Source organism: Thermogemmatispora tikiterensis, from assembly GCF_003268475.1.
Lineage (GTDB): Bacteria > Chloroflexota > Ktedonobacteria > Ktedonobacterales > Ktedonobacteraceae > Thermogemmatispora > Thermogemmatispora tikiterensis.
The window spans coordinates 1,956,121-1,979,698 of the sequence record NZ_MCIF01000002.1; the positions used below are offsets into that span (position 1 = coordinate 1,956,121).

The window sequence follows — 23,578 nt, forward strand, 5'->3', positions numbered from 1 at the left end:
TCGTGCTAAAGACAGACTATCACGCGCTCTTTTGATCTGTCAAGGAAGAGCTAATCAGTGAGGAGGGGTCAGCCTTTTCACGACATTCTTATTTTTAAGAACAGCCAGAGCCAGGCCATTTATTCCTCTTACCGTCGGCTAGCACCGCTCTGGCTCTACCAGGGAGAGTGAAGCTCCCTGGTAGAGCGAAAAGCCACCGGCGTTCGCTGGCGCAGGGCCAGCAACGCGTTTGCTATTTACCCTTACTCCTTCAGTGCGCCTGGCCCTGTTGCTGGAGCGCTCGCAGAACGCGCTCGGGCGTCATAGGCAGGCGAGTCAGGCGCACCCCGAGAGCTGCCTTGACAGCGTTGGCGATGGCCGCAGCTACAGGAACCACTGGAGGCTCGCCTACCCCTTTAGCACCGAAAGGACCATGCTCGGATGGGACCTCGACGAGCAGAGGGGTGATGGTTGGAACATCGGTGCTATGGGGCAGAGCATAATCCATGAGCGTGGCGGTGAGAAGCTGCCCATGCTCGTCGTAGACGAACCCCTCAAAGAGGGCCCAGCCGATACCCTGGGTGACTCCGCCATGAATCTGGCCTTCGATCTCAGCAGGGTTAATGGCGAAACCCACATCCTGGGCCGCCAGATAGTCGAGGACACGCACTTCGCCCGTTTCAGGGTCAACGGCGACGCGCGCGACATGGGCCGCGTACATGGGCGAGGAGCCGAGGGCCGAGCGCCCACGGCCATAGATCGGCTGATAGCGGCTGCCAAAAGCTGTGGTGACTTGACCGATCTTCTGGAGAGCAACAGAGCGATCGGGCACACCTCGCACCACAACGCGGTCTCGCTCGATCTCCAGGTCCTCAACGGCGGCCTCCAGCAGCTCGGCAGCTACCTCCAGGATTTGCTGACGGGCGTCACGCACGGCGGCTAGTACAGCCGGCCCCATCGTATAGGTGATCTTGCTGCCGCCGGTACTGCCGCTGTGAGGCACGTTGTCGGAGCTGCCATGTTCGATCTGCACCAGCTCGGGCGAGACACCCAGCCCTTCAGCGGCGATCAGGGTCAGCGCCGAGTCGGTACCGGTCAGATCGACGGTGCCAACGATCACTGTGAGGCGTCCATCGCGGTCGAGTCGGCAGGCTGCCGCCGCTGGCTCGGTACCGCCTGGCCAGCCGCCGACCGCCAGACCAATACCAACCTTCCAGCCGCTTAGCTCGGGCGGCGGAGTTAACAGCTCCTGACGCTGCGCCCAGAGAGGATGCTCTCGCACCTTCTCCAGACAGTCTAGCAGCCCAATACGTGGCCAACGGGGACGCCGACGATCCAGCGCGGGGTCTCCTTCGCGCAGACAGTTCTTGAGGCGAAACTCTAGCGGGTCCATGCCCAGCTCACTGCACAGCTCGTCGACAGTCGACTCCAGGGCGAAAGTCGCCTGGGGCGCCCCGGGAGCTCGATAGGCCCCAACGCCAACCTTGTTGGTCAGTACTTCATAACAGCGGATATCGATATTGGGACAGCGGTAGGTGCTGGCCAGAATAAAGCCAGCCAGGCCGGCAGCAGCTCCGGCATAGGCCCCACTATCGAAAATGACCTCGCCTTGGAGGGCGACGAGCGTGCCATCGCGCCTGGCTCCGAGCCTGACAGTAATGATGGCCTGGGGCGCAGGATTGGCCGCTAAGAGGTCCTCGCTACGCGTGAAAACGAGGCGCACCGGTCGCCGACTGGCACGGGCTGCAGCGACTACGAGCGGCTCCAGCAAGGTAAATTTGCCTCCAAAGGCGCCCCCGATCGGGACTGACTCAACATGGATCTGGCGCTCGGGCAGATTGAGAGCCTCAGCGATCTCCGTACGAGTGGTAAAGAGGCCCTGGGCGCTGGCCCAGACGGTGTACTGCGCTCCATCGGGGGAGGGCATGACCGTAATCGATTGCGGCTCCAGGTAGGATTGATGCACCACGCTGGTCCGATAGCGCCGCTCAACTACTACCTCGGCCTCACGCCAGCCGACCTCGATATCACCTTGCCGCAGGTGGCTCCTGTCACTGACGTTCTCAGAAAGAGGCCGGCTCTCTTGCCCGTCTTCCTCTTCTCCTCCGGCCACAGCCGCATGGGCCTCTCCACCGGCGATCTCCCCTGCCTGCTTCTTCTCTAGCAGACGCGCCAGGGGAGCGCCTGGCTCCATCGCCGCTAACGGATCAACTACCACCGGTAGCGGCTCATAGTCGACCTCGATCGCTGCAGCTCCATCGGCGGCGGCGGCCTCACTCTCCGCCAGGACGAGGGCTACGGGCTGACCGGCCCAAAGCACTTCCCGGCGCGCCAGGGGCGATTTGGTACGCTCACCCGGATTATAACCCTCTAGTGGCAACGTCTCACCAGTATAGATAGCGCGTACACCAGGCACAGCCAGCGCCTGGCTGGTATTGATATTGACAATGCGGGCATGAGCATACGGACTGAGTACGGGTCGCGCATAGAGCAGCTTGCCCGGCACAGGAATATCGCCAGCATAGCGCGCCTGCCCGGTGACTTTGGCGGGCGCGTCTGGGCGCTGATAGGGCTTGCCTATGGCTCTGTATTCAGCCGATCTGTCAGCTGTCTGTGTCATCGGTCACTCACTCGCTCACTCTGCTCAGAGGCAGGCCAGGGAAGAGAAAACCACAGAGATCAGCTCCGGTTTTGCCCTGCCTCCTGGATAAAAAGCAGCTACTTACCAAAAAACAGTCCGCCCACAGTGTAGCACAAACTCTGCCTGCCTGTCATGGGAGCGACGAGAGGAGAGTAAGCAGGCGCAGAGGTAAGGCGTAAAGTGAAGGCGGGAGAAGAGCAGGCGGTGCACTCGTTAGGCCGGATAGCACGAGGGAAGTAAGCTATTGGGACGGAGCGCACCGCCTGTCACCGATGGAGGCAATGAGACGACAAGGCCACCAGAGAACCAGGAGGATCTTTGAGAAGCTAGCGGGGCCGCTGGGCTTGATGGGCCATGCTTCTTCACTTCCTTCGACTGGGGTTGCTGCTCTTCCTCCGGTTCCCTTGGATACCTCTTGATGCCGTCCGTCTAGCGCGTGTTCAGATGAGTTCCTGCTCTGTCTGGTGTTGCTCGCAGGCTCTCAGGCAAGCCTGAGAGGAGCCGGGAGAGCGAGGCAAAGGGGCAAGAGACCTGACGGAGGCCGCAGCGGTTGGGTCCAACCGTCAGGAAATCCCCGGCGCCCTTTGCCTCTATCGAACTAGGGTCAGAGCACCAAGGCCACCAGCAAATGGCTCTGAATGTCAGTGGTCGTGCCCAGACCAAGCGAGAGATCGAGGGCGGAGCCACCGCAGGCTGTATTGCCACTCAGCTTGAGATCAGTGGCCAGCACCAGATCGATCGGGTAAATGTAGCCCGCAACAGTGGCGCGGGCAGCGGTCAGATAACCGGCGCCACAGATCGTATTGCTGACGATGCTGACGCCGCTGCCCTGAATGGTAATACCGGCCTGGTAGGACTGGCCCTCCGCGCCGCTAACGTTGAGAATGCGCGCATTGCTAATAGTGTTGCTGAGCAGGACAATATGAGTAGCTGTGCGGGCCGAGACACAGAGACCCTGGCGCGCACCAATGCTCAGCTCGGAGATCCAGATGCCAATATCGTTATCCTGCAGGACATTCGACTTTAGCTGCAGGCCCAGCGTCAGCGGTAGGCCATAGCAGGAGCCACCGACTACCGCGATGCCAGCCGCCACCCCCGGCTGGCTGCCAACATAAATATTGGCAGTAATATGATTGCCACTCAGGGAGACATGGGCTCCACCCACGATCTGGATGCCTGTCTGAGCCACAAAGGAAATCGGACCCAGGCCAATCAAGGTATTGTTGCTAATGACGGCGCTGTCCGATGGTCCGGCAATGATGACACCCGAGCGCAGATAGTGCGTGATGGTGTTGCCTTCGATGGTGCCACAGGCGTGGCTATCATTGGCGAAATAGATGCCTACCCCAACGTGAATGTTGCTCAGATGGACATCGCCAATGTCATGAATGCGCGACTGCTTGATCGTCACGTTCGCACCAACATTCAGAACACCGAAGTCCAGCGCACCATAAATATCTGCATTGACAATGGAACCAGTCACACCGCTGCTGAAAAAGACTCCAACGTCACAGCCCGTCGCGTTGACGACCCCTGTGACCGTGGTCGAGGGATTGACCAGCGCCGCCGTCAGGGTGACTCCATGCCAGCTAAAACCCGTTGACTTACAGCTCGTATGCCAGGCACGCGCCCCAACAAGCTGCGATAGACCCAGACTCAACAACGCTATCACAAGCGCCAACGGTACACATGCCGCCAAAATCAAGGAAGCTTTTCTTCGCAATGCCTTCCTCCACTTGACACCTGTAAGATGGTGCGCAGTCCCTTCCTACTCTCACTCCAGGTGGAATGGGCTGCACGATACTCCTGAAGGCACTCAACCGAGTACCTTCTCCTATCGAAGCGTGGAAAAATATAACACGCTTTCCCATCGATGTCAATAAAGAATCTGCATTGTGATAATTTATGAATACATTGTAATGTTGAGTGATCTAAATATATAGATATTAATAAGAGGGGATACAGGAGAGACAGCTCTGGTTGAAGCGTGGATGGTCCAGGGGCAGGAGAGAGAAAAGGAGAGACAGCTCTCTAGAGGAGAGAAGAGCGCCCCGGTAAACAGCGCGTAGGCTGGCGTTGTTTACCGGGGCCAGAGGCAAGCCTCGGCTGCCAGACCGTCGCCACGTCAGCTCTTGACGAGATCAGGCCACTTTCATGGCAGCATGCAGGGCGCGATCCAGGTCCCACAGGATATCTTCGATATCCTCGATGCCGATGGAGACGCGGATCATATCCGGCGTCACTCCACCCGCTAGCTGATCCTCTTCGGAGAGCTGCTGATGGGTGGTGCTGGCCGGGTGAATGATCAGGCTGCGCGTGTCACCGACGTTGGCCAGGTGGGAGAAGAGGCGGACATTGTTGATAACGGCCTTGCCGGCCTCGTAGCCCCCTTTGACGCCAAAGGTAAAGATGGCACCGGCACCGCGTGGCAAATAGCGCCTGGCCAGCTCATAGTAAGGACTATCGGGCAAGCCTGGATAGTTAACCCAGCTGACTGCCGGATGTTCTTTGAGGAACTGAGCGACCTGAAGCGCGTTCTGGCAGTGCCGTTCCATGCGCAACGAGAGCGTCTCCAGGCCCTGCAGCAGCAGGAAGGCATTGAAGGGACTCAAGCAGGGGCCGGTGTCACGCAGGGTCTCACAGCGAGCCTTCATGACGAAAGCGAAGTCGCCGAAGGTCTCGTAGAAGCGGACACCATGATAGCCCGGCGACGGATCAACGATGTGCGGGAATTTTCCGTTATCCCAGGGGAATTTCCCGGATTCGACAAGGACGCCGGCAATCGAGTTACCATGACCACCGATGAATTTGGTGGCCGAATGCACTACGATGTCGGCGCCGTGCTCGAAGGGACGGCAGAGATAGGGTGTAGCAAAGGTATTATCGATGATAAGCGGCAGGCCAGCTTCGTGGGCAATCTCGGCAACAGCCTTGATGTCGAGGACATCCCCCCGCGGGTTGCCGATGGTCTCCCCATAGAGTGCGCGTGTGCGCGGAGTGATGGCGCGCCGGTAGTTTTCAGGGTCGCTGCTGTCAACAAAGATGGTATTGATCCCCCAGGTGCGCAGGGTGATGTCAAACTGGGTGTGTGTGCCTCCGTAAAGGCTGCTGGATGAGACCAGCTCGTCGCCAGGTCGCAGAAGCGTTAGCATGGTGACCATCTGGGCCGCCATACCCGAGGCGGTGGCGACAGCCCCAGTGCCTCCCTCCAGGGCGGCGATGCGCTCTTCAAAGGCCGCCGTGGTGGGATTCATGATGCGCGTGTAGATGTTGCCGAAGCGCTGCAAGGCAAAGAGATGGGCCGCATGATCAGTGTCATCAAAGACAAAGGAGGTCGTTTGATAAATGGGTACTGCCCTGGCCCCGGTGGTTGGATCAGGCCGCTGACCAGCATGGACCGATAGAGTGTTGAAGCCGAAGATATGATCGCCGTCGATTTCTGGCATCCTCTATTCCCCTCTTCTCTGGTGTAGGCTAGGCTCCTTTTTGGCTGTGTGCTGTGGTGCGCTCACCATCGTCAGGCAGGCCGGCCAGGAGCACAGAGATGGTCGCTTGCCGGGCCGGGCGGCTGGCTGACTATTCTGTAGTATCGTATCACATGTGCTGCGGCGTTCGGCAGCCCTCACGCGGGGAGGCGTCAGGGGAGATGGAGGATGGTGAGATGGCTGCAGTCTCTCCTCGCTCTGCAGTACAATAAAGGGCGGGGCCTTGCCTACGCTTTGCCCCGTGGCTCTCTGCGCTTCACCGCGGCGAGGTGGACAAAGATGGTCTGAGTCGCAATTGTCTTAAGAAGGATGAGGTCGAGCGTTCTATGATGCAGTATGCTCCTGATATGTACGATCGTCTGAAGCTCCTTCAGACGTATCGCCATGTGGCCATTGTCGGCATCTCGGCTGATCCCTATCGCCCGAGCCATTTTGTGGCCATTTATCTGCAGGCCGAGGGCTATCATATCATTCTGGTGAATCCGCGCTACGCCGGGCAGACGATCCTCGGACAGCGGGTCTATGCTTCGCTGACGGAGGCCAAGGAGGCCGGTGAAACGATTGAGATAGTGGATGTCTTCCGCAAGCCCGAGGATGTTCTGCCTATTGCTGAGGAGGCGATTCGCATCGGGGCCAAGGTGCTCTGGCTTCAGCTCGGTATCCGCAACGATGAGGCCGGACGCCTGGCTCAAGAGGCTGGCTTGATCTTCGTGCAGAATAAGTGTATTAAGATGGAACATGCTCGTTTCTTCGGCGGCCTGCACACTGTCGGACTGAACACGGGCGTGGTCCTTTCGCGGGCCTTGCCTCGGGCTGAGGTACTGAAGCCCTCTTCTGCTGAGCTGGTGCGCTAGGCTGCGGCCCAGGCCTTCCTTCCCCGAAGGCCTGGTCTGGAGAGAGGCCGGTCCCACCCTGCTGGCATCCGGACACACAGGTGGCGTTGCCCCAGGGCAGGGCAGCGGGACCAGCCTCATCGTTCTGATCTGCGCTGTGCACTGCGTTGAACGTGCTCTTCGCCTTAGCGGAAATGGGGCAAGACACTACGCACGAAGCGCTCTAGTGAGGGAATGTCCAGGAAGCGGAAGATAAAGTGGGAGACACCGACTTCAATGAACTGCTCCAGTTCCCGAATGACCTCGGTGGGGCTGCCAGCAATGAAGTGCTTTTTGGGGTCGCGTACGACTAGGGCGGGATCATCGGCAACACTGGCGGTGCTGAGATAGGTCAGGGTGATCTCAGCTGGATTGCGCCCGAGTCGCTGGCAGTGCTGACGTAATATGCTCAGTTTGCGGCTGTATTCTTCGAGCGTGCAGGAATTGAAGTTCCAGAGGTCGGCATAGTGCGCGGTAATGGCCAGGGTGCGCTGCTCACCCCCGCCACCAATGAGGAGGGGGATCGACGGCTGCGGGACCGGCAGGCAGTGCGCCGCTTCGATATGATAGTGCTTCCCGTTAAAAGTGGCTGGCCCCCCCTGCCACAAGAGCCGCATGATTTGAAGCGCCTCTTCCAGCTGCTCCATCCGCTCTTTGACACTGGGGAAGTGATAGCCGTAGGAGCGATATTCATGTTCCTGCCAGCCGGCGCCAAGGCCGAGGATCAGCCGCCCGCCGGACATGAGTTGCAGATTGGCGGCCATTTTAGCCAGCAGCGCCGGATTGCGGTACCCCTGGCCAAGGACCAGTGAGCCGACTTTGAGGTGGGGATAGCTTGCCGCTACATAACACATGGTCGAGAAGCATTCCATGACGGCTGCTTCTCCCCAGTCAAAATGATCCTCTACCCAGATGGTGCTGAACCCTTCTGCTGCCTGAATCAGTCGCTGATTATAGTCCCATAGCTCATCTGGACCTAGGGGGGGGCGGCTGCATCATTTGAAGCATCAAACCAAATTCAACACGACTCACGCTTGCTCGTCCCTTCTATCAGAATAGACCTGAGCAGGCTTGCTCTGTCGAGAGCATCATATCACATGTCAGCACCTCATTGCGGGAGGGCGAAGCCCGAGCCGCGAGGAGGCCAGGCCAGCACTCTTCGCCAGCTTCAGCCAGGCGGCCACTGATAGCCAGCGGAGCGATAGATGGCCTCGACGGTGGCAAGGTTTTCTAGCGATTCCTCAAGCTGCAGCAAGGGCGGGCGCCCGGTGCGCAGGCAGCTTCCAAAATGCTCGATCTCGAGACGATAAGGATCGCTGGGCGGGAAGCGACGCACGATAATCTGCTCGCCAATGGTGAGGGTCACAGTGGTCTCTATCTGCCCGGGTGTGAATGGGCCATTGAGCAGAAGGGTCCCATTCTCTCCGATAATCTCAGCAAGCTGACGGGTAGGCAGTTCAAAGCTGCTGTCGATGAGAGCGAAGCGCCCTTCTCCGAAATCGAGGAAGGCCACCACGGCACGCTCAACTTCCCCGCGAGCCGGGGCATAGACACGGGCCCCGACAGCCAGTGGGGCCCGACCATAGATGGCACGACAGAGATTAAGTGAGTAGCAGCCCACATCAACGAGCGAGCCGCCCCCAAGGGTAGTTTGTAGGCGAATGTCCTGGGGACGGCTGCGCAGGTCGAAATAGAAGGAGGAACGCACAAGCTTGACGGCCCCAATGAGGCCCTCGCTGATTTGCTCCATGACCCAGAGCATCTGCGGATGGAAGCGATACATGAAGGCTTCCATGAGCAGTCGCCCCTGGGCACGGGCCGTCTGGAGCATGCTCAGCCCTTGCTCAACGGTGAGAGCCAACGGCTTCTCGCAGAGGACATGCTTGCCGGCCTTCAAGGCTCGCATGCTCCACTCCGCATGCATGCTATTGGGTAAGGGCACATAGACTGCCTCTACTCCTTCGTCTGCCAGCAGGCTCTCATAATCACTATAGATGCGTACGGCTGGGGGAGCAGACAGCTGCAGGCGAACACGGTCCGGTTCGCGACTGGCAATGGCCACCAGTTGGGCATTACTGGCCGCTTGAATAGCGGGAATGACGCGCTTGAGGGCAACGCTGGCCGCGCCAAGTATCCCCCATTTCACCGGCGCTTCCGCTGAGTGTAGCTCGCTTTGCATAGGCCTCTCTTCCTGAGAGAATGCACAGAGCGCTGTTTCGTCTCTGGTCCTGACTGAGCAGGCGGGCCGACGAACAGATAGACGGAGAGGCGGGCAGGTGAATCCCACGCCATTCATCCGACGGTCCGTAGTGGCCCGAGAGGACGTCACGCCTTCCTTCCCTTCCAGACCCTGGCCCTGCGAGAATAAGAAGGCAGATCAGGACATCGCTAGACCAGGCGCCGGGGCCAGGGAAGACAGATAGGACCGGTGACCCCAGGCAGGCCACGGCTCCAGTAGCCTGGGTGCGCTGGATATGCCACCGGTCAAGCAGCGAATGCCAGGGCGGAGCGGAGAGCCTGCCGCCCTGGGCACTGCCGGGCTAAGCCTCGCTGTCTTTCAGCCCCACGGGCACGCTGACCAGGAGCGATTCCTCTGGCTGCCGTGCCCCAAGAGAAGCGAATGGAGCAACTGGCGCACTGCGCCGGACGATGACGCGAATGCCATCCAGAAATGTATCACCAAGCCAGGCCTCAACATCACTGACCAGCTTAAAAGCCTCTGTCGCAAAGCGATGGGCCCGAATCACGAGAAGAGCCCCGCGTTCCTCATGGGGCCGCAACCAGAGGGGTTGCCCGGGAACCAGGCGACTGCCGTCCTGTGGCAGCTCGACCCAGGCCCGGAAGGTCTCATCTCCCAGGCCGGCGCCGTGGAGGTCCAGACGCAAGCGCAGGGGCTGAGTTTTCTCCGTGGGATTCCCCAGTCGAAACGGCACCGCCCAGCGATAAGCATCGGCAGTGGCGTTGATGACATTCAAATTGCAGCCGACAACCCAGGGCTCTGGCCACTGCTCGATCTCAAGAGAGACGCGCAGACAACGGTGACCGCCAGCGCTTGGGAGCCATTGCCAGCTGAGGGCCTCGATATGGGCGGGATCAGCTGGTAACGTCACAGGCCCCAATGCTGGCAGGCTCTCGTGCTCGCGGGAGCCCATGCCGAAGGAGTAGATCCGCGGCGTGGCCTTCTGCACCGTGAGCGGCTCTCTTGCTTCGTTACACAAGAGAAGACGGATCGAGACTGTCTCACCGACACGCGGCGGGTTGGGAACGATCTCCAGCCCGTTGGCGGCGAAGCGTAACCGGCGCCCAACTTCCTCTGGTGGAAGCGTTTGCCCGAGGGACACAACATTCCTGGTCATGGATCTCCTCCTTGCATGGCGAGCCAAAGCGCATTCTTTACAAATTTTTTCATTATACACTCTATCCGGCTAGTGATGCAAGCGACGCACCAGGGGAGGGACCGGGCTAGAGCATTCGCCGGCGACGATCCTCCACGCGCTTCGCCTTTAGCTCGAAGCGCGGTAAGCTTCCCTCGGCGACGGCCTCGACTGGAATACGCAAGCCGAAGGAGGCGCGCAGAGCCTCTTGAATCTCGCCGACCAACGAGGGAGGGCACTCGACCTGGAGCGCGATCTCATCCAGTGGCCCATTGCTGGTGACGATAATGCGATACTCGGCCACCTCGGGGAAGCGGTGCAAGACATCGGCGATGGCCGACGGATAGATATTGACGCCGCGCACGATGAGCATATCATCGATGCGCCCCAAGATTCCGCCGGGCAGCAGCAGGAAGGCCCGGCCACAGGGGCAGCTATAACCGCCATTGCGCACCAGGTCACCGGTACGATAGCGCAGGGCCGGGTTACCCCAACGTCCCAGGTTGGTCAGCACCAGCTCACCAACTTCGCCCACCGGCACGGGCTGGCCTGAGCGAGGGTCCAGAATTTCAGCGATGAATTCACCTTCATTGACATGCAGGCCGTGTTGCCGCTCGCAGGTAAAGCCGTAGGCACCCATTTCGGACATGCCGGCATGGTCGTAGGCTTTGGCTCCCCAAGCCTCTTCAATGCGCCGACGCGTGGCCGGAATCGAGGCCCCCGGCTCGCCCGCATGGATTGTAATGCGCACCTTGAGCTTCTGCAGGTCAAAGCCCTCCTGCCGGGCCACCTCCGCCAGGCGCAGGGCATAGCTCGGCGTGCAGACCAGGACGCTCGCCTGGACGTCCTGCATCATTCGTAGCCGCTGCAGCGAGTCCATCCCGCCGCCAGGCACCACCAGGGCCCCCAGATTTTTGGCCCCTTCATAGGCCGCCCAGAAGCCGATGAAGGGTCCGAAACCAAAGGCGATAAAGATCACATCATCGCGGGTGACGCCCGCCGCTTGATAGACCGTCTTCCAGCAGTCGGCCCACCACTTCCAGCTTTCCGCCGTATCGAGGACGCGCAAGGGGCGTCCAGTTGTGCCCGATGTCTGATGATAACGCACGTACTCGCTCAGCGCGTAGGTCATGTTCTCGCCATAGAGCGGATGCCGCTCCTGATCAGCGAGCAGCTCCTGTTTGGTTGTAAAGGGCAAGAGCGATAGATCGCGCAGCCGTGTTAGCGAGAGCGACTGGCCATTCGCCAACAATTTTCGTTCGTAAAAACTGTTGCGCGGTAAAATGCGCGTAAGCCCTAGCTGGAGCCGGGCCAATTGCCGCGCTTCGATCAGTGAACGCGAAGCAGTCTCCAGCCGTGGATGATTCGATTGAGGCATGGATCACGTCCTTTCACTCCCGGCCCCGAGCTGCCCGGCGGGCGGGAAAGCACGCCATATCCCTTACTCTTCTCCTTGCGGCTTTTTGCTCATTCTTCTGTCTTTCTTCCTTGCCTGTCCTGTACGTGTGGTTGCAGCAAGTAGATCTCTCTCACGGGGAGCCTGGCCTGCGCCCGGGCAGGGTCAGACAGCCCGGCACATTGAGAGAGCCAGGCGCCCGCAGATGGCAGACAAAGGACAGCCCTCTCTTTCCGACCTACCGGGCAGACGGGCGGAGCCTTCTCATGCAGTAACACGCCTGGGCAGCGGCGGAGCGCTTCAAGATCGGTCCCAGCCTACTCAGCTCCGCTGCCCTGTTCTGCCTCTACCAGCAGGTCGAGAGCTCGTCGAACATAGACCGGTGTGAGCTGTTTGCGATAGGTGATTGTCAAATCCGCGTTGTCCAGTGGCCTGGCACGCTTCGCCGCCAGGGTCGCTACTTCCTGCAACAAGGTAGGCGTGGGCTGCTGTCCTCGCAGGCGCGCCATTGCCTCTTCAGCCTCGACGGGATGGGAGGCAACAGCGCCCAGCGTAATGCGAGCATCGCCTATGCGACCATCCGGCTCACGACGCAGGGCCACGGCCACACCTAGAATGGGGAAGTCAAAGGAGCCACGTCGGCGTAGCTTGAGATAGGTACTGCGCCAGCCAAGTGCGGGTGGCAGCCAGATCTCCTGCAAGATCTCATCGGCCTCACGGGTATAAGGCCGCATGCCATCGTCGTAGAACAGCTCCTGAATCGGTATCTCGCGCTCGCCACGTACACTGACCAGGCGTACCCGCGCTTGCAGGGCCACAAGCACGGGCGCCGTATCCGCCGAGGAGATGGCCCAGCAGCGCGGACTGCCCGGAGCGACAAGGCAGATGCTGCCATCGCGCTTCATGCAATAGCCGATGGAATGGCGCCAGAATTCAGTTTGATTATAATAGTTACAGCGCGTATCCAGCAAGATATTGCCGCCAATGGTGCCAGCATTGCGCAACTGAGGTGTAGAGACCGCCGCGGCAGCCAGGGCCAGGGCAGGATAGTGGGCACGAATGAGTGGATGGTTACTAACGCTTGTCAGGGTCTCACCTGCACCGATGCGCACGCCCACATCTGGTGAGCCACCGATCCCCTTCAGCTCGCGCAGGCGGCGCAGTCCAACAAGGACCGCAGGCGTAAACTGGCGACGCTTCATATTCGGCAGCAAATCAGTTCCGCCAGCCACGGGCATGGCCTGGGGTCCTTCCTCAGCCAGGAGTCGCGTTGCCTCGCTGAGCGTGCGTGGTGCCAGATAGCGAAAAGGAGGCAGGCGTAGCATTCAGGCAGTTCCTCCTTTCTGCGGAAGCTGGGAGGAGGTGGAAGCCGCCCCATGAGGAGCACTCTCTCCCTGCCTCGGATGCTGATGGTGGCCGTTCGTTGGATCGGGCCGCGGCTCCCGCTGCTCTGGAGACCAGCGAATGAGCCGCGCGGGCCATAGCTCATTCAGAACGATAGGCGTGACACGTGGGGGGGGCAGCGGACGCTCGCCAGGTTCGCTACGAGCTGCTTTGAGGGCGCGCAAAACCTTATCTGGTGTAATCGGCACTTCATCAATACGAATGCCAACGGCGTTATAGATGGCATTGGCAATAGCCGGGATGACGGGCAGTAGCGGCCCCTGTCCGGCCTCTTTTCCCCCAAAGGGGCCTTCATCGTCAGGCCGGCCAACCAGAATCGTCTCGATCTCCGGGGTATCGAGAGTAGTGGGGATCTTGTAATCCAGGATCGACGGGATCTTGTGCCGCCCTTTGCGAAAGATCTGCTGCTCCATGAGAGCCTCACCATAGCCCATATAGGCGCTTCCTTCGACCTGGCCGGCTACGAGCAAGGGGTTAATCGCCTGGCCCACATCATGGGCGAGCCAGAGCTTTTCAACCTTGACCTCGCCCGTTTCGATGTCAACTCCCACCAGAGCGACACAGGCCGAGTATGAGTAGGCCGGCGAAGGACCAACCCCAGCCCCCTTGAAGTCACCATGAATGTCCTCTGGAGGCGCATAGGAGCCTGCTGCAACCAGGGCCCCGTAGCGAGCTTCGGCCAGCTGCACTGCCTGCTCAAAGGAGAGGGCCACCTGTGGATCGTCAACACAGTAAATGAAGCCGTCGCCGCTCTCCAGACGGTCGGGCGGCAGGCGCAGCCGCTCAGCCGCAACGCTGTGTAGCAGCTCCTTCAGGCGCCGGGCCGCCTGAATAGCGGCGTTACCCGCCATGAAGGTGACACGACTGGAGTAGGAGCCAAGGTCAACCGGGGTTAAGGTCGTATCGGCGGTCTCCAGGTGGATGCGCTCCGGCTCAATTCCCAGTTCCTCAGCTACGATGTAGGCGAGCACTGAGGTCGAGCCCTGGCCGATGTCGGTGGCACCGCAGTAGACGGTGACCCCTCCGCCACGATCGAGACGGATCTGGACAGCGGAATGGGGCATATCATTCCAGTAGATCGGCTTGCCGGCCCCACAGATGTAGGTGGAAAGAGCCAGTCCCATGCCACGCCGGACCGGTGAGGACTGGCGTGTAGCCTCAGCCTCGCGCGCCAGACGCGCCGCATGAAACTCGCGCCAACCGGAGCGAGCGACGACCTGATCCAGACATTCCTCCAGGGCACAGCTCGTAATGCGCAGACCATTGATGGTTCGACTGTAGGGCCGAACCAGATTGCGCTTGCGCAGTTCGATCGGATCAACTCCCAGATCAGCAGCGATTTTGTCGAGGTGAACCTCGACAGCGAAGCGCGGCTGGGGTGTGCCGTGACCACGCTTAGGGCCACAGGGCGGCTTGTTCGTGAAAACACGCATGCCCTCAAATTTGTAGGCAGGAAGGGCATAAGTGACCGGCTGGAGAGCGCCTGTATAGTAGGTGGTGGCCACGCCGTACGAGCCATAGGCCCCGCCATCCAGGAAGGAGCGAAAATGCATGGCGGTGATTGTCCCGTCGCGCTTGACTCCGGTCTTGATCCACATCTTGACAGGATGGCGCCCTCGATGGATGAGAAAAACTTCTTCGCGCGTACAGGTGATTTTGACAGGCCGCCCAGTGCGACGCGCTAGCTCACAGGCACAAATCTCATGCGAGAAGGGATCACTCTTGCCACCGAAGCCACCTCCTACGTGGGGAGCAATAACGCGCAGATGGGAGGGCGGGATACCCAGGACCTTGCTGACTTCGCGATGAACATAGTGAGGGGTCTGGGTTGAGGACCAGAGGGTGAGCTTCCCCCCGATGGGATTATGGGGGTCCGGCTCCCAGCGCGCGACACAGGCGTGGGTCTCGATCGGAACGTGATTGTTGCCCTCGTAGTAGAACCAGTCTTCTCGCACATAGTCGGCGGCAGCAAAGCCAGCCTCGATATCGCCAAATTCATAAGAGACGGCTTTGTGGATGTTACCGTTGCGCGTCTCCTCGTGGATCTTGACGTCAGGGCGCGCCAGAGCCTCCTCGATGCTCATCAGCGCCGGCAAGACTTCGTATTCAACTTCGATCAGGCTCAGGGCTTGCTCCAGCGTGTCCGGGTCAACGGCGGCCACGGCAGCCACTGGATCGCCAACGTAACGCACTTTGTCGATGGCTAAGGCCGTTTCGTCCTGGCTGGAAGGCAAAATACCGTATTTGCGCGGCAGATCTTCACCCGTAATAACGGCGAGCACACCCGGCAGCTCCCGCGCTCTACGCGTATTGATGGAGATAATGCGCGCATGGGGATGAGGCGAGCGCAGGAGGCCCCCGTAGAGCATCCGCGGGAGTATGATGTCATCGGCATAGATAGCCCGCCCGGTCACAGTGCTATAGGCATCAACTTTGGGCAAGGGCTTACCTACCACTTTGTAGGGACCTGCTTTGCGTGGTTGCAGACGCCGCCATTCGTCCATAGCTTCTCCTCTCTCTTGTGTACCGGTGCTGAGCTGAGCGGACGATACGGATAGGATCGCTGTCGATCTCTCTGCCCAGGATGCCTTTTCAGGGCTGGAGGGCAGCATTGGGCTGCCGCTCACCTTGGCGGGCAGCAGAGAGACGCTCCGCCGCTGCTTCGACCGCCTCGTAGATCTTCGTGTATCCGGTGCAGCGGCAGAGGTTCCCGGACAGCGCCTGTTTGATCTCTTCGCGCGTTGGATGGGGATTCTGACGGAGAAGGGCTACAGCAGAGAGTAGCATCCCGGGAGTACAGTAGCCACATTGAGCCGCTCCCAGCTCGGCGAAGGTCTCTTGCAGCGGGTGGAGCCTGCCCTGCTCCTCCAGTCCTTCAATCGTCGTAATCTCACAGTCTTGAACCTCCAGCGGCAGGGTCAGGCAGGAGAGAACCGGCACGCCGTCGAGGAGCACGGTGCAGGCGCCGCACTCGCCTAGCTCGCAGCCATGTTTGGTACCGGTCAGCCCGAGATCCTCACGCAGGACCTCTAGCAAGGTCCGATGAGGCAACACCGCCACCTCATAGCGTTCACCATTGATACGCAGGGTAATCAGTTCGCGCATGTGGACTCCTTTCGGCCCGATGATCATCTCCAGGGTGACCCAGGGAGAACCCCCCAGTGAGCACTCCGGCAGACAGGGGAGCCGATCGGGTTCTTCAGATAGTGCAACCCTGTGTTATTATAACATTTTTCCTTGCGTGCTATATTGCCCAAGTGCAGCACTGTATCTGTAAAGTGCACACTCCTCCCCGCAAAAGCGGCTCCCGCCCGGAATCTCCAAGACGAGTCTCAAGGCAGACCGCTGACGCGGAAATCGCGCGGATGCTCGACGACGAAACGCTCCTCAATCTGCTGCTTCCCGCCAGCGGGCAAGGTAAACTGCCAGGTCAGCTGCTCCAGCTTGCTGCGTTCCTGCGGCTCGGGCAACAGCGAGACAATACGCACTTTGATGCGCTCATGGCGTGAGACGGGTGCACGGTCCATAATGATGATGCGGCGTTCACCCCGAGCAAAGTTCTCCACTGTGATGCGGTAAGCGTAGGTGATGCGCCGCAGGTTCCCCTGCAAGCGACTGCCCTGTTCAACTGTCCGCTCGACCAGCTCACGTCGAATGCGCACAGAGTCATCGAGGCCAAGGAAGAGGCGAAAGGTTTGGCCGGGAGCCGTGAGGTCGATCTCGGTGGTACCGACATACTCCTGATCGACGAAGATGTTGGCCTTGCCTTTGAGCAGGAGACCGCCGCTGCTGTTCTCCACCGTGGCACGCAGATGGGCCACTTCCTCCAGGGCCGGGATTGCGACTACTTCGAGTCGGCAGGGGAGCTGATATTGGGCAATAAGCGTCCGATGGGGCGAGCCGTCGGAGGGAATGTTAACAGAGCGCCCACAGCGATAGACCAGGGCAGTAGCTCGCTGCTCAATCTCGGCGCTTGACTCGACGGCCTCTTCACTGGCCAGAGCCTCCTCATTGACCTGCCCCTCCACGGTCGGAGCTGGCTCTGGCAAGGCACTCAGCGGGGCCGCCAGCATGACCTGCGGCTGCCACTGGCCAGGCACGGCAGGTAACTGAGGAGATCTCCTAGTCAAGGCTCGGGGCGATAACACTGGCTGGAAGGTATCCAGATACCAGGGTTCCAGTTCGGGCAAAACCGTCGCTTGCGCTGGGCGCGCTGTAGAGAGCGCCAGCGCTACCTCGTTCCAATCTTCACCGGTGTGCTGTTCTACCAGGCCGATGCAGGCGAGATCAACACTGCTCTCCTGACCAACATCGCCCTTAGCACCATCGTGGCCGCTGAAGGAGAGACGGGCATCGTAGCTGGGACGCCAGGCCGCCCCTTCGATGAGATAGCTTAGTTCCAGTATCAGCTCACCAGCACGTGGTAGCTCCACGGTTACAAGCACGGCCAGGCGGTCAGGATCGCTGTGCAGACGTTTCTGCTCCAGTTCACGCTTCTTAGCCTGCCACTCTTTTTGCAGCTGGTCTAACTGGACAGCCACATCCTGGGAAGCCTCGGCATCCTGCAGCATCTGCTCCAGCAGAGCGGCAAAAAAATGCTGGTAATCGCCCGGCTGCAAGCGTCCCTGGGTCAGCCCCTGAATGAGCGCCGGTGCTTGCTCTCCCAAAGCCTGGACCCAGCGTCGACGCTGCTCAAGCGCCTGCTGGCGGGTTTGTAGGAGCTGAATCTTGCGCCCTAACAGATCGCAGGCGGTCTGCAAGCGCAGCAGCTCTTGCTCGGGAGGGCGGGCTAGAAAAGCGGTGGTCGCCTCAACTCCGAGCAGGCGCGTTCCTGCCGGTCCCCTGCCGCTGGCTCGCAGCGAGTCCTTGAGGAAAGGCGGCAGATAGTTGATGCGCAGCTCATGCTCGCCCGCCTCCAGGGAGAGGCTTCCCTGCCGCTTAACAAGGGCTCGATCTCCATAGACTGTGACCTCAGCGATGCGGGTCTCTAGCTCAATGACCATGCCTACCTCATTGGCGGGAAATGCGGATGGACAACCAATCTCGCCTGGCCAGCGATCAGCGGCCCTGTTGAGCTGCTCCAGCTCGCCCTCCGGTGAGAGAGCAGCTCACGGGCTTCGCTCCAGGAGACGATTCAGCATATCTGCTTACCTGTACCGCTGATGAGATTGATTACGGCTTTCTACAACAAAGCTTCTACTGAGAAGAGACGTCCACCCCTTCACTCCTCTGCAGATCACCCCGCCGGGCCTTTCACCTGATGAGAGGTGCTCGCCCAACGCCAATCTTGTCTAAGAGTGCCATGTATAGGGAAGATGGGCGCCAGCCGAGAGACTCCGCTGCCAGAGCAGGAAGGCCAGACGAAGCAGTCACGCAGCTTCCCAGGCTATACTCACTCCCTAGGCAGCGCTCGCTCACTCATTTGCCAGGTCACTCGTAAGGGCTTAAACGGCGAAGCTATCCCACCTCCGTTGCAGCAGGAAGAGGAGGAACAATGTTGTTCGCTAGCACTATACCATATCTCCCAATTCGGCGTTCTTTGCGACTCCACCTGGTCAGGCTGCTCGGGGCCTGTGGCCTGCTGGGAATCTGCTTGAGTGTCAGCTTCTTGTGGCCGATCGCTCCCTGGGGTCACCCTGGCCTCAGTGCCGCTCATCCTCTCAGTGGCTGGCATCCTTTGAAGATACGCTCCGTCCAGGTCACCAGGCCGCAAACCGCCGGCCAGAACCTACTTTACCATAACGGTCCAGTGATGAGCCGCGCGATGACCGCCTACGCTATCTTCTGGGAACCACCAGGCTCTCAGGTAAGCGCGAGCTATCATCAGCTGATCGAACGCTACTTCCAGGATGTAGGCACTTCAGCGCTCTATCATAATAACGTACAATACAGCGATAGCAGCGGTCAGGCGCCGACTGGCGCCAGCTTCGGCGGCTCCTGGATCGACCGCCGTCCATACCCGAACTCGACACTGAGCGACGCCCAAATCCAGGACGAGGTCAGACGCGCGCTGCAGATGCAAGGCTGGAGCGCTTCGCTTTCCCATATGTTCTTTGTTTTTACGGCTCGTGGAGAGAACATCTGTTATGACAGCTACTGTAGCTTCTCTAGCTTCTGTGCCTATCACGGCTACTTTGACAAGGAGATCATCTACGCCGTCATTCCCTATACAGGGAGCGATCCCGAGGCCTGTGGCGTCCCTTCCTCACCTAACCACGATAGCGACGCAGACAGCAGCATCAATGTAGCCTCCCATGAGCAGATGGAAGGGGCCACTGATCCCCTGCTCAATGCCTGGTACGATAGCCAGGGGAGTGAAATCGGAGATAAGTGCTCGTGGGAGTTTGGGCCGACAGGCGCTGATGGGGGCAATGTGATCTGGAACAGCCATCGCTACCTCGTACAGGAAGAATGGAACAACCAGAGCGGTGGCTGTGCCCTAAGCGGCCCATGAGCCAAGGGAGGCCTGCCAGTCCAGCCAACCGCTTTGCCCGAGACCTCTTGTCTGTGCTGGTCCGCAGGTCCGAGAGCTGGTGGCCTGAGTAGAAAGGAGCAGACACACTCAGGCTTGCTCAGCGAGGGCAATCTCCAACGCAGCGGCCCAGGCCAGCAACTCCTCATCACGCATCCAGCCGGCTACACACTGCAGGCCGAGTGGTAGCCCGTTCTCAGCCCGACCTGCTGGCAGGCTCAGAGCAGGCAGGCCGGCCTGAGTCCAGGGTAAGTTCATGAGGCCGCTGCCAGTTGTCTGCAGGCTCTGGGGAGCCGGGCCAGGAGCCGCCGGGGCCAGCCAGAGATCGATGCCCTCACGCTCCATCAGGGCCTGCACCTGGGTTCGCAAGATCTCCCGCCCAGCCCGCACCTCTACAATCTCCTGAACGCCGATCGTCATCCCTTCGCGAATGGCCGCCGCCGTCAGCGGACGGTAGAGGGCCGCAAAACGCTCGAACCAGCGCGCATGCACTCGCGCCATCTCAGCATGGACCAGACGCAAATGGCGCTGATTGATAGAGGCAATATCCGGTAAGGCAGGTACACGTTTGAGGCAATAGCCCGCCCGCTGGAGTCGCGCGAGCTGCTCCTCAAAGGCTCGCCGCCCCTCCGGCGAGGTCTGGTCAAGATAGGGACCCTCGGGCACACCCAGCACTGGCGGGGGTAGCGAAGGGCAACCACGCCAGCCGCGACAGAGCAGGGAGGCCACTTGCATCATTCCCGCGATGTCCTGGGTAAATAGGCCCACAGTATCGAGAGAAGGGGCACAGAGAATCAGACCATCAGCAGAGATGCGTCCGAAGGTGGGTTTGAAGCCCACAATGCCACAAAAGGCCGCTGGACGCAGGACTGAGCCGATGGTCTGGGTTCCAAGAGCCAGCGGACAGTAGCCGGCGGCTACCGCAGCCGCCGAACCACTGCTCGAGCCACCCGGCGTATGAAGAGGATTCACCGGGTTGCGCGTTGGTCCCGGCTCGAAATAGGCAAATTCAGCACTGACGGCCTTGCCCAACACGAGCGCCCCCGCCTCGCGGAGCAGGGTCACGCTGCTGGCTTGCGGCCCGCTCAGAACCTCCGCCGGCAGCTGGGAACCGGCCCGTGTTGGAAAGCCATGCACATGAAAGAGGTCCTTGACGGCGAACAGGACCCCATAGAGCGGCGGGCGATCTGCTGGATCAGGATAACGCCGTTGCAGGCTTAACGCCTCTTTGCACAGCCGCTCGCGCCTTCCCTCTTCGGGCAAGAGAGCGGCCAGCGCGGGTTCGGCCCGCTCCACCCAGTCACAGGCTTCCTCAATAGCGGTCATCAGGTCCTGGCGACCGCTACTGAGTTGCTCCGCCTGCTCTTGCAATCGCACATTTCTCGTCCACATCCCCTTTCTAGACTCCTTTCCTCACGTTCGGTGAATATTTCGTAACACGCACTCAGTTGAATAGACGCACACTTCTGCACTGCCAGAGCACTTCTGAAGGCCAGAGAGCAAGCTGGCGCTGCGATGTTCTTCTCGTGGTGTTTCCCATCGACTGCCGCAGATTTCTCAGGAAGAATTTGCAGACTCCCTATTTACGACGGACTATGGTAGACTAGACACAGTTTCTCCAAGCAAGAGAGCGATTACGCTGCGCAGGAGGATCGCTATGCGCGCCTGCAACTATTGTGGCACGAAGCTGCCAGATGATGCCAGATCCTGTGGACACTGTGGGCTTTCTCTGCCCACAGAGGAGCCAACTCAACTACTCCCGGCCCGGGACAGCATGTTCAGTCAGCAGCCGTCTAGCGCCGCGTCTGGTTCAGTTTGGACCCCCGCCAGTGAAGGTGATGAGGAGTCCGACGAAGCAACGTTACCACTGCCAGCGGAGCAGGAGCTGGATCTCGCATCCCCACCCAGCCCTTCAGAGGATGAGACGGTCTCAGACTGGTGGCAGACGATCCCAGAGTCGCCTTCCGCTATCCCGGGGGACGGGGCGGGAGGACCTTACCATTCTCCTTCTGTAGAGGCCACGTCTGTCGCTCAACAGGACAACCGGGCTGCGCAGGAGGAGGAGGAAGAGACTCGGCGCCGTCGAGCCTGGATCCTGCCTTTGCCTGGAGGGGTGCAGCTGGCGGCAAGTCAAGCGCCCCATGTCCAGGGCAATCCTCCAGCCCCTGTACCCTATGTGCGCGGTAGACCTCCTCACGGCCCCAAAGCTTCGGGTCACGGCGAGGAGGTTACCAGCTTTCGGGAGCTGGCTGAGCAGCCCCCAGCGTACCCTGTTGCCAGTCCATCAGCCTCTCGTCGTCCCTGGCAGCCGCTCACTCGCCCAAGCAGCGGGCCACCGGCATGGTTGACACTCGCTCTGGTCGCTTTCTGCGCAGCATTGCTGATCATGAGCAGCACCGTGGCTGCGGCCTTTACCATCTGGTCGCCTACGCTCGCTGTACTCTCCGGCAGCTCGACCGTAACCCCGGGCGGTTCTCTGCACTTGCACGGCTCCCATTTCTTGCCCGGCAGCACGGTGACTCTAACGCTTGATCACCATCTTCCTCTGCACTTCAGCAGCGCCCTAGCCCCGCAGCAGCAACAACCGGGGGCAGTCGCGGCTGAGCTGTTCAATCCGGTGACGCTGGCCTGGCAAACGCTGGAGGGGAATAGCCTGCAGGTCCGGGGAGACGGAACCTTCGATGCCACGCTGATCATTGATCCAGCTTGGCCTCTGGGCCAGCACTCGATCCAGGCCAAAGAGGCTTTGACATCGCGTAGCGCAAGCCTGACCTTTACGATCGTGAGAGCCACGTCGCCGACCCCTTCAGCGACCGCCAGCCCAACGCCAACAGTGGAGGTCAGCCCGAGCAGCTCGCCAACGCCTACAGCCACGGCAACCGCCACACCCACGTCCCCCCCACCCACTGGAGGGTTGAGCTGCGTTAATCCCTCAGCGGTGACATTCGGCCCGCTGAGTGTCGGCTATAGTACGCCAATTGAGCAGAGCATCACCCTCTGCGCTTCCGGCAGCGGTGCAGTCGGCTGGACAGCCAGCTGGGACAGTAAGCAATCACCCTGGCTCTCCCTGAGCGCAACCTCGGGTCTGCTGGCTGCGCCCGGCGAAGAGCAGGTTAGTCTCAGCGCAAGCGTCGGTACCCTGGCAGCAGGGCGTTACAGTACTGAGATTAGCTTCAGCGACGATGCTGGCCATCCCGCCCTGCTCCTCCAAGTAACGCTTATTGTGGTCAACTCGTGCCTGAGCGCCTCTCCTACCTCGCTCAGCTTCACTGCTGTGGCCTCCACCAGCGACCCGGCTCCTCAGACCCTGACCATCCAGAGCTGCAGCGGCCTGGAAAGCTGGTCAGCAGCCCTGCAACTGGAAACAAAACAAGTCTGGTTACATCTCAGCAGCAATAGCGGCACGCTCAGCGCGAACCGCTCCAGCTCGATCACGGTCACGGTGAACAGCCTGCAAACCAACCTCTCAGCGGGAAGCTACCAGGGGAAGATTCTTCTGAGCAGCGGGCAGAGCCAGGTGACTATTCCGGTGACGCTGACGGTCCAGCCTCCCCCGACACTGATTCTGGAAACGCCACAGTCAGGCATGCTCCAGGCAGATAAAGATTGTCAGTTCACCAGCTCAGAGACAAGCTGGCTGTGCCCGGTAACTATTGGGGCGGCAAGCCAGAACGTTGCTGCACTGAACTGGAGCAGCTCTAGCAGCGGCGTCAGCGGCATCACGTTCACGCCTGCAGCAGGCACCCTGCCTCCCGGGCAGACGGTGTCGATCCAGGTGACGATTCCTGGCAAGGCCTGTCCCTCTTCCGCCGTGCTGCTCTTCGAGGGACCAGCCAATAGCGTCGAAGTCACCTGGAGCTGTTCCCCTATTGCTTCTTGATACAGGCAAGCAGAGCAGGGAGAGACCGTAGACGGTGACCCTCAGCCTCGTGGTCAGCCCACAAACGGGTCACAA

At 60.2% G+C, this 23,578-nt stretch carries 14 protein-coding genes and 1 pseudogene; 3 read left to right on the forward strand and 12 right to left on the reverse strand.

The features are described from left to right. Window positions 1-250 precede the first annotated feature (250 nt). The 3 genes from A4R35_RS07855 to A4R35_RS07865 form a co-directional block, all read right to left on the reverse strand. The gene (locus A4R35_RS07855; protein WP_112428160.1) at window positions 251-2,599 is read right to left on the reverse strand and encodes a xanthine dehydrogenase family protein molybdopterin-binding subunit; all 2,349 of its coding nucleotides are present in this window, start codon (window positions 2,597-2,599) and stop codon (window positions 251-253) included. Between the two features lie 625 nt (window positions 2,600-3,224). Further along, the gene (locus tag A4R35_RS07860) at window positions 3,225-4,325 is read right to left on the reverse strand and encodes a right-handed parallel beta-helix repeat-containing protein (RefSeq protein ID WP_189361515.1); all 1,101 of its coding nucleotides are present in this window, start codon (window positions 4,323-4,325) and stop codon (window positions 3,225-3,227) included. A gap of 436 nt (window positions 4,326-4,761) precedes the next feature. Continuing rightward, window positions 4,762-6,066, reverse strand: a complete 1,305-nt coding sequence (locus tag A4R35_RS07865; RefSeq protein ID WP_112428164.1) for an O-acetylhomoserine aminocarboxypropyltransferase — start codon at window positions 6,064-6,066, stop codon at window positions 4,762-4,764. Between the two features lie 365 nt (window positions 6,067-6,431). On the opposite strand from A4R35_RS07865, the gene A4R35_RS07870 reads away from it, so the two are divergent. Beyond that, on the forward strand, window positions 6,432-6,959 hold the full coding sequence (locus A4R35_RS07870; protein ID WP_223258248.1) for a CoA-binding protein: 528 nt from the start codon (window positions 6,432-6,434) through the stop codon (window positions 6,957-6,959). 164 nt (window positions 6,960-7,123) lie between these two features. Here A4R35_RS07870 and A4R35_RS07875 read toward each other — a convergent pair. The 8 genes and pseudogenes from A4R35_RS07875 to A4R35_RS07910 all read right to left on the reverse strand — a co-directional run. Then, a pseudogene (locus A4R35_RS07875) lies at window positions 7,124-7,930 on the reverse strand (LLM class flavin-dependent oxidoreductase); the annotation flags it as partial. Window positions 7,931-8,145: 215 nt separating this feature from the next. Then, the gene (locus tag A4R35_RS07880) at window positions 8,146-9,156 is read right to left on the reverse strand and encodes a Gfo/Idh/MocA family protein (protein ID WP_189361517.1); all 1,011 of its coding nucleotides are present in this window, start codon (window positions 9,154-9,156) and stop codon (window positions 8,146-8,148) included. 361 nt (window positions 9,157-9,517) lie between these two features. Continuing rightward, on the reverse strand, window positions 9,518-10,333 hold the full coding sequence (locus A4R35_RS07885) for a hypothetical protein (RefSeq protein WP_112428170.1): 816 nt from the start codon (window positions 10,331-10,333) through the stop codon (window positions 9,518-9,520). Between the two features lie 106 nt (window positions 10,334-10,439). Beyond that, the gene (locus tag A4R35_RS07890; RefSeq protein WP_112428172.1) at window positions 10,440-11,729 is read right to left on the reverse strand and encodes a phenylacetate--CoA ligase family protein; all 1,290 of its coding nucleotides are present in this window, start codon (window positions 11,727-11,729) and stop codon (window positions 10,440-10,442) included. Window positions 11,730-12,064: 335 nt separating this feature from the next. Further along, window positions 12,065-13,072: an FAD binding domain-containing protein gene (locus A4R35_RS07895; protein WP_112428174.1), complete on the reverse strand. Its 1,008-nt coding sequence runs from the start codon at window positions 13,070-13,072 to the stop codon at window positions 12,065-12,067. Beyond that, the gene (locus A4R35_RS07900) at window positions 13,073-15,655 is read right to left on the reverse strand and encodes a xanthine dehydrogenase family protein molybdopterin-binding subunit (RefSeq protein WP_112428176.1); all 2,583 of its coding nucleotides are present in this window, start codon (window positions 15,653-15,655) and stop codon (window positions 13,073-13,075) included. Window positions 15,656-15,743: 88 nt separating this feature from the next. Beyond that, on the reverse strand, window positions 15,744-16,256 hold the full coding sequence (locus A4R35_RS07905; protein WP_112428178.1) for a (2Fe-2S)-binding protein: 513 nt from the start codon (window positions 16,254-16,256) through the stop codon (window positions 15,744-15,746). Window positions 16,257-16,483: 227 nt separating this feature from the next. After that, complete coding sequence (locus A4R35_RS07910; protein WP_112428180.1) at window positions 16,484-18,154, reverse strand: mucoidy inhibitor MuiA family protein; 1,671 nt, start codon at window positions 18,152-18,154, stop codon at window positions 16,484-16,486. Window positions 18,155-18,645: 491 nt separating this feature from the next. On the opposite strand from A4R35_RS07910, the gene A4R35_RS07915 reads away from it, so the two are divergent. After that, window positions 18,646-19,605: a hypothetical protein gene (locus A4R35_RS07915; protein ID WP_112428182.1), complete on the forward strand. Its 960-nt coding sequence runs from the start codon at window positions 18,646-18,648 to the stop codon at window positions 19,603-19,605. 108 nt (window positions 19,606-19,713) lie between these two features. On the opposite strand, the gene A4R35_RS07920 is transcribed toward A4R35_RS07915, so the two are convergent. After that, complete coding sequence (locus A4R35_RS07920; protein WP_189361519.1) at window positions 19,714-21,015, reverse strand: amidase; 1,302 nt, start codon at window positions 21,013-21,015, stop codon at window positions 19,714-19,716. 721 nt (window positions 21,016-21,736) lie between these two features. Here A4R35_RS07920 and A4R35_RS07925 point away from each other — a divergent pair. After that, window positions 21,737-23,503 carry a BACON domain-containing protein gene (locus A4R35_RS07925; protein WP_146747143.1) on the forward strand — a complete coding sequence of 589 codons (1,767 nt, stop codon included), beginning with the start codon at window positions 21,737-21,739 and terminating at the stop codon, window positions 23,501-23,503. Window positions 23,504-23,578 lie beyond the last annotated feature (75 nt).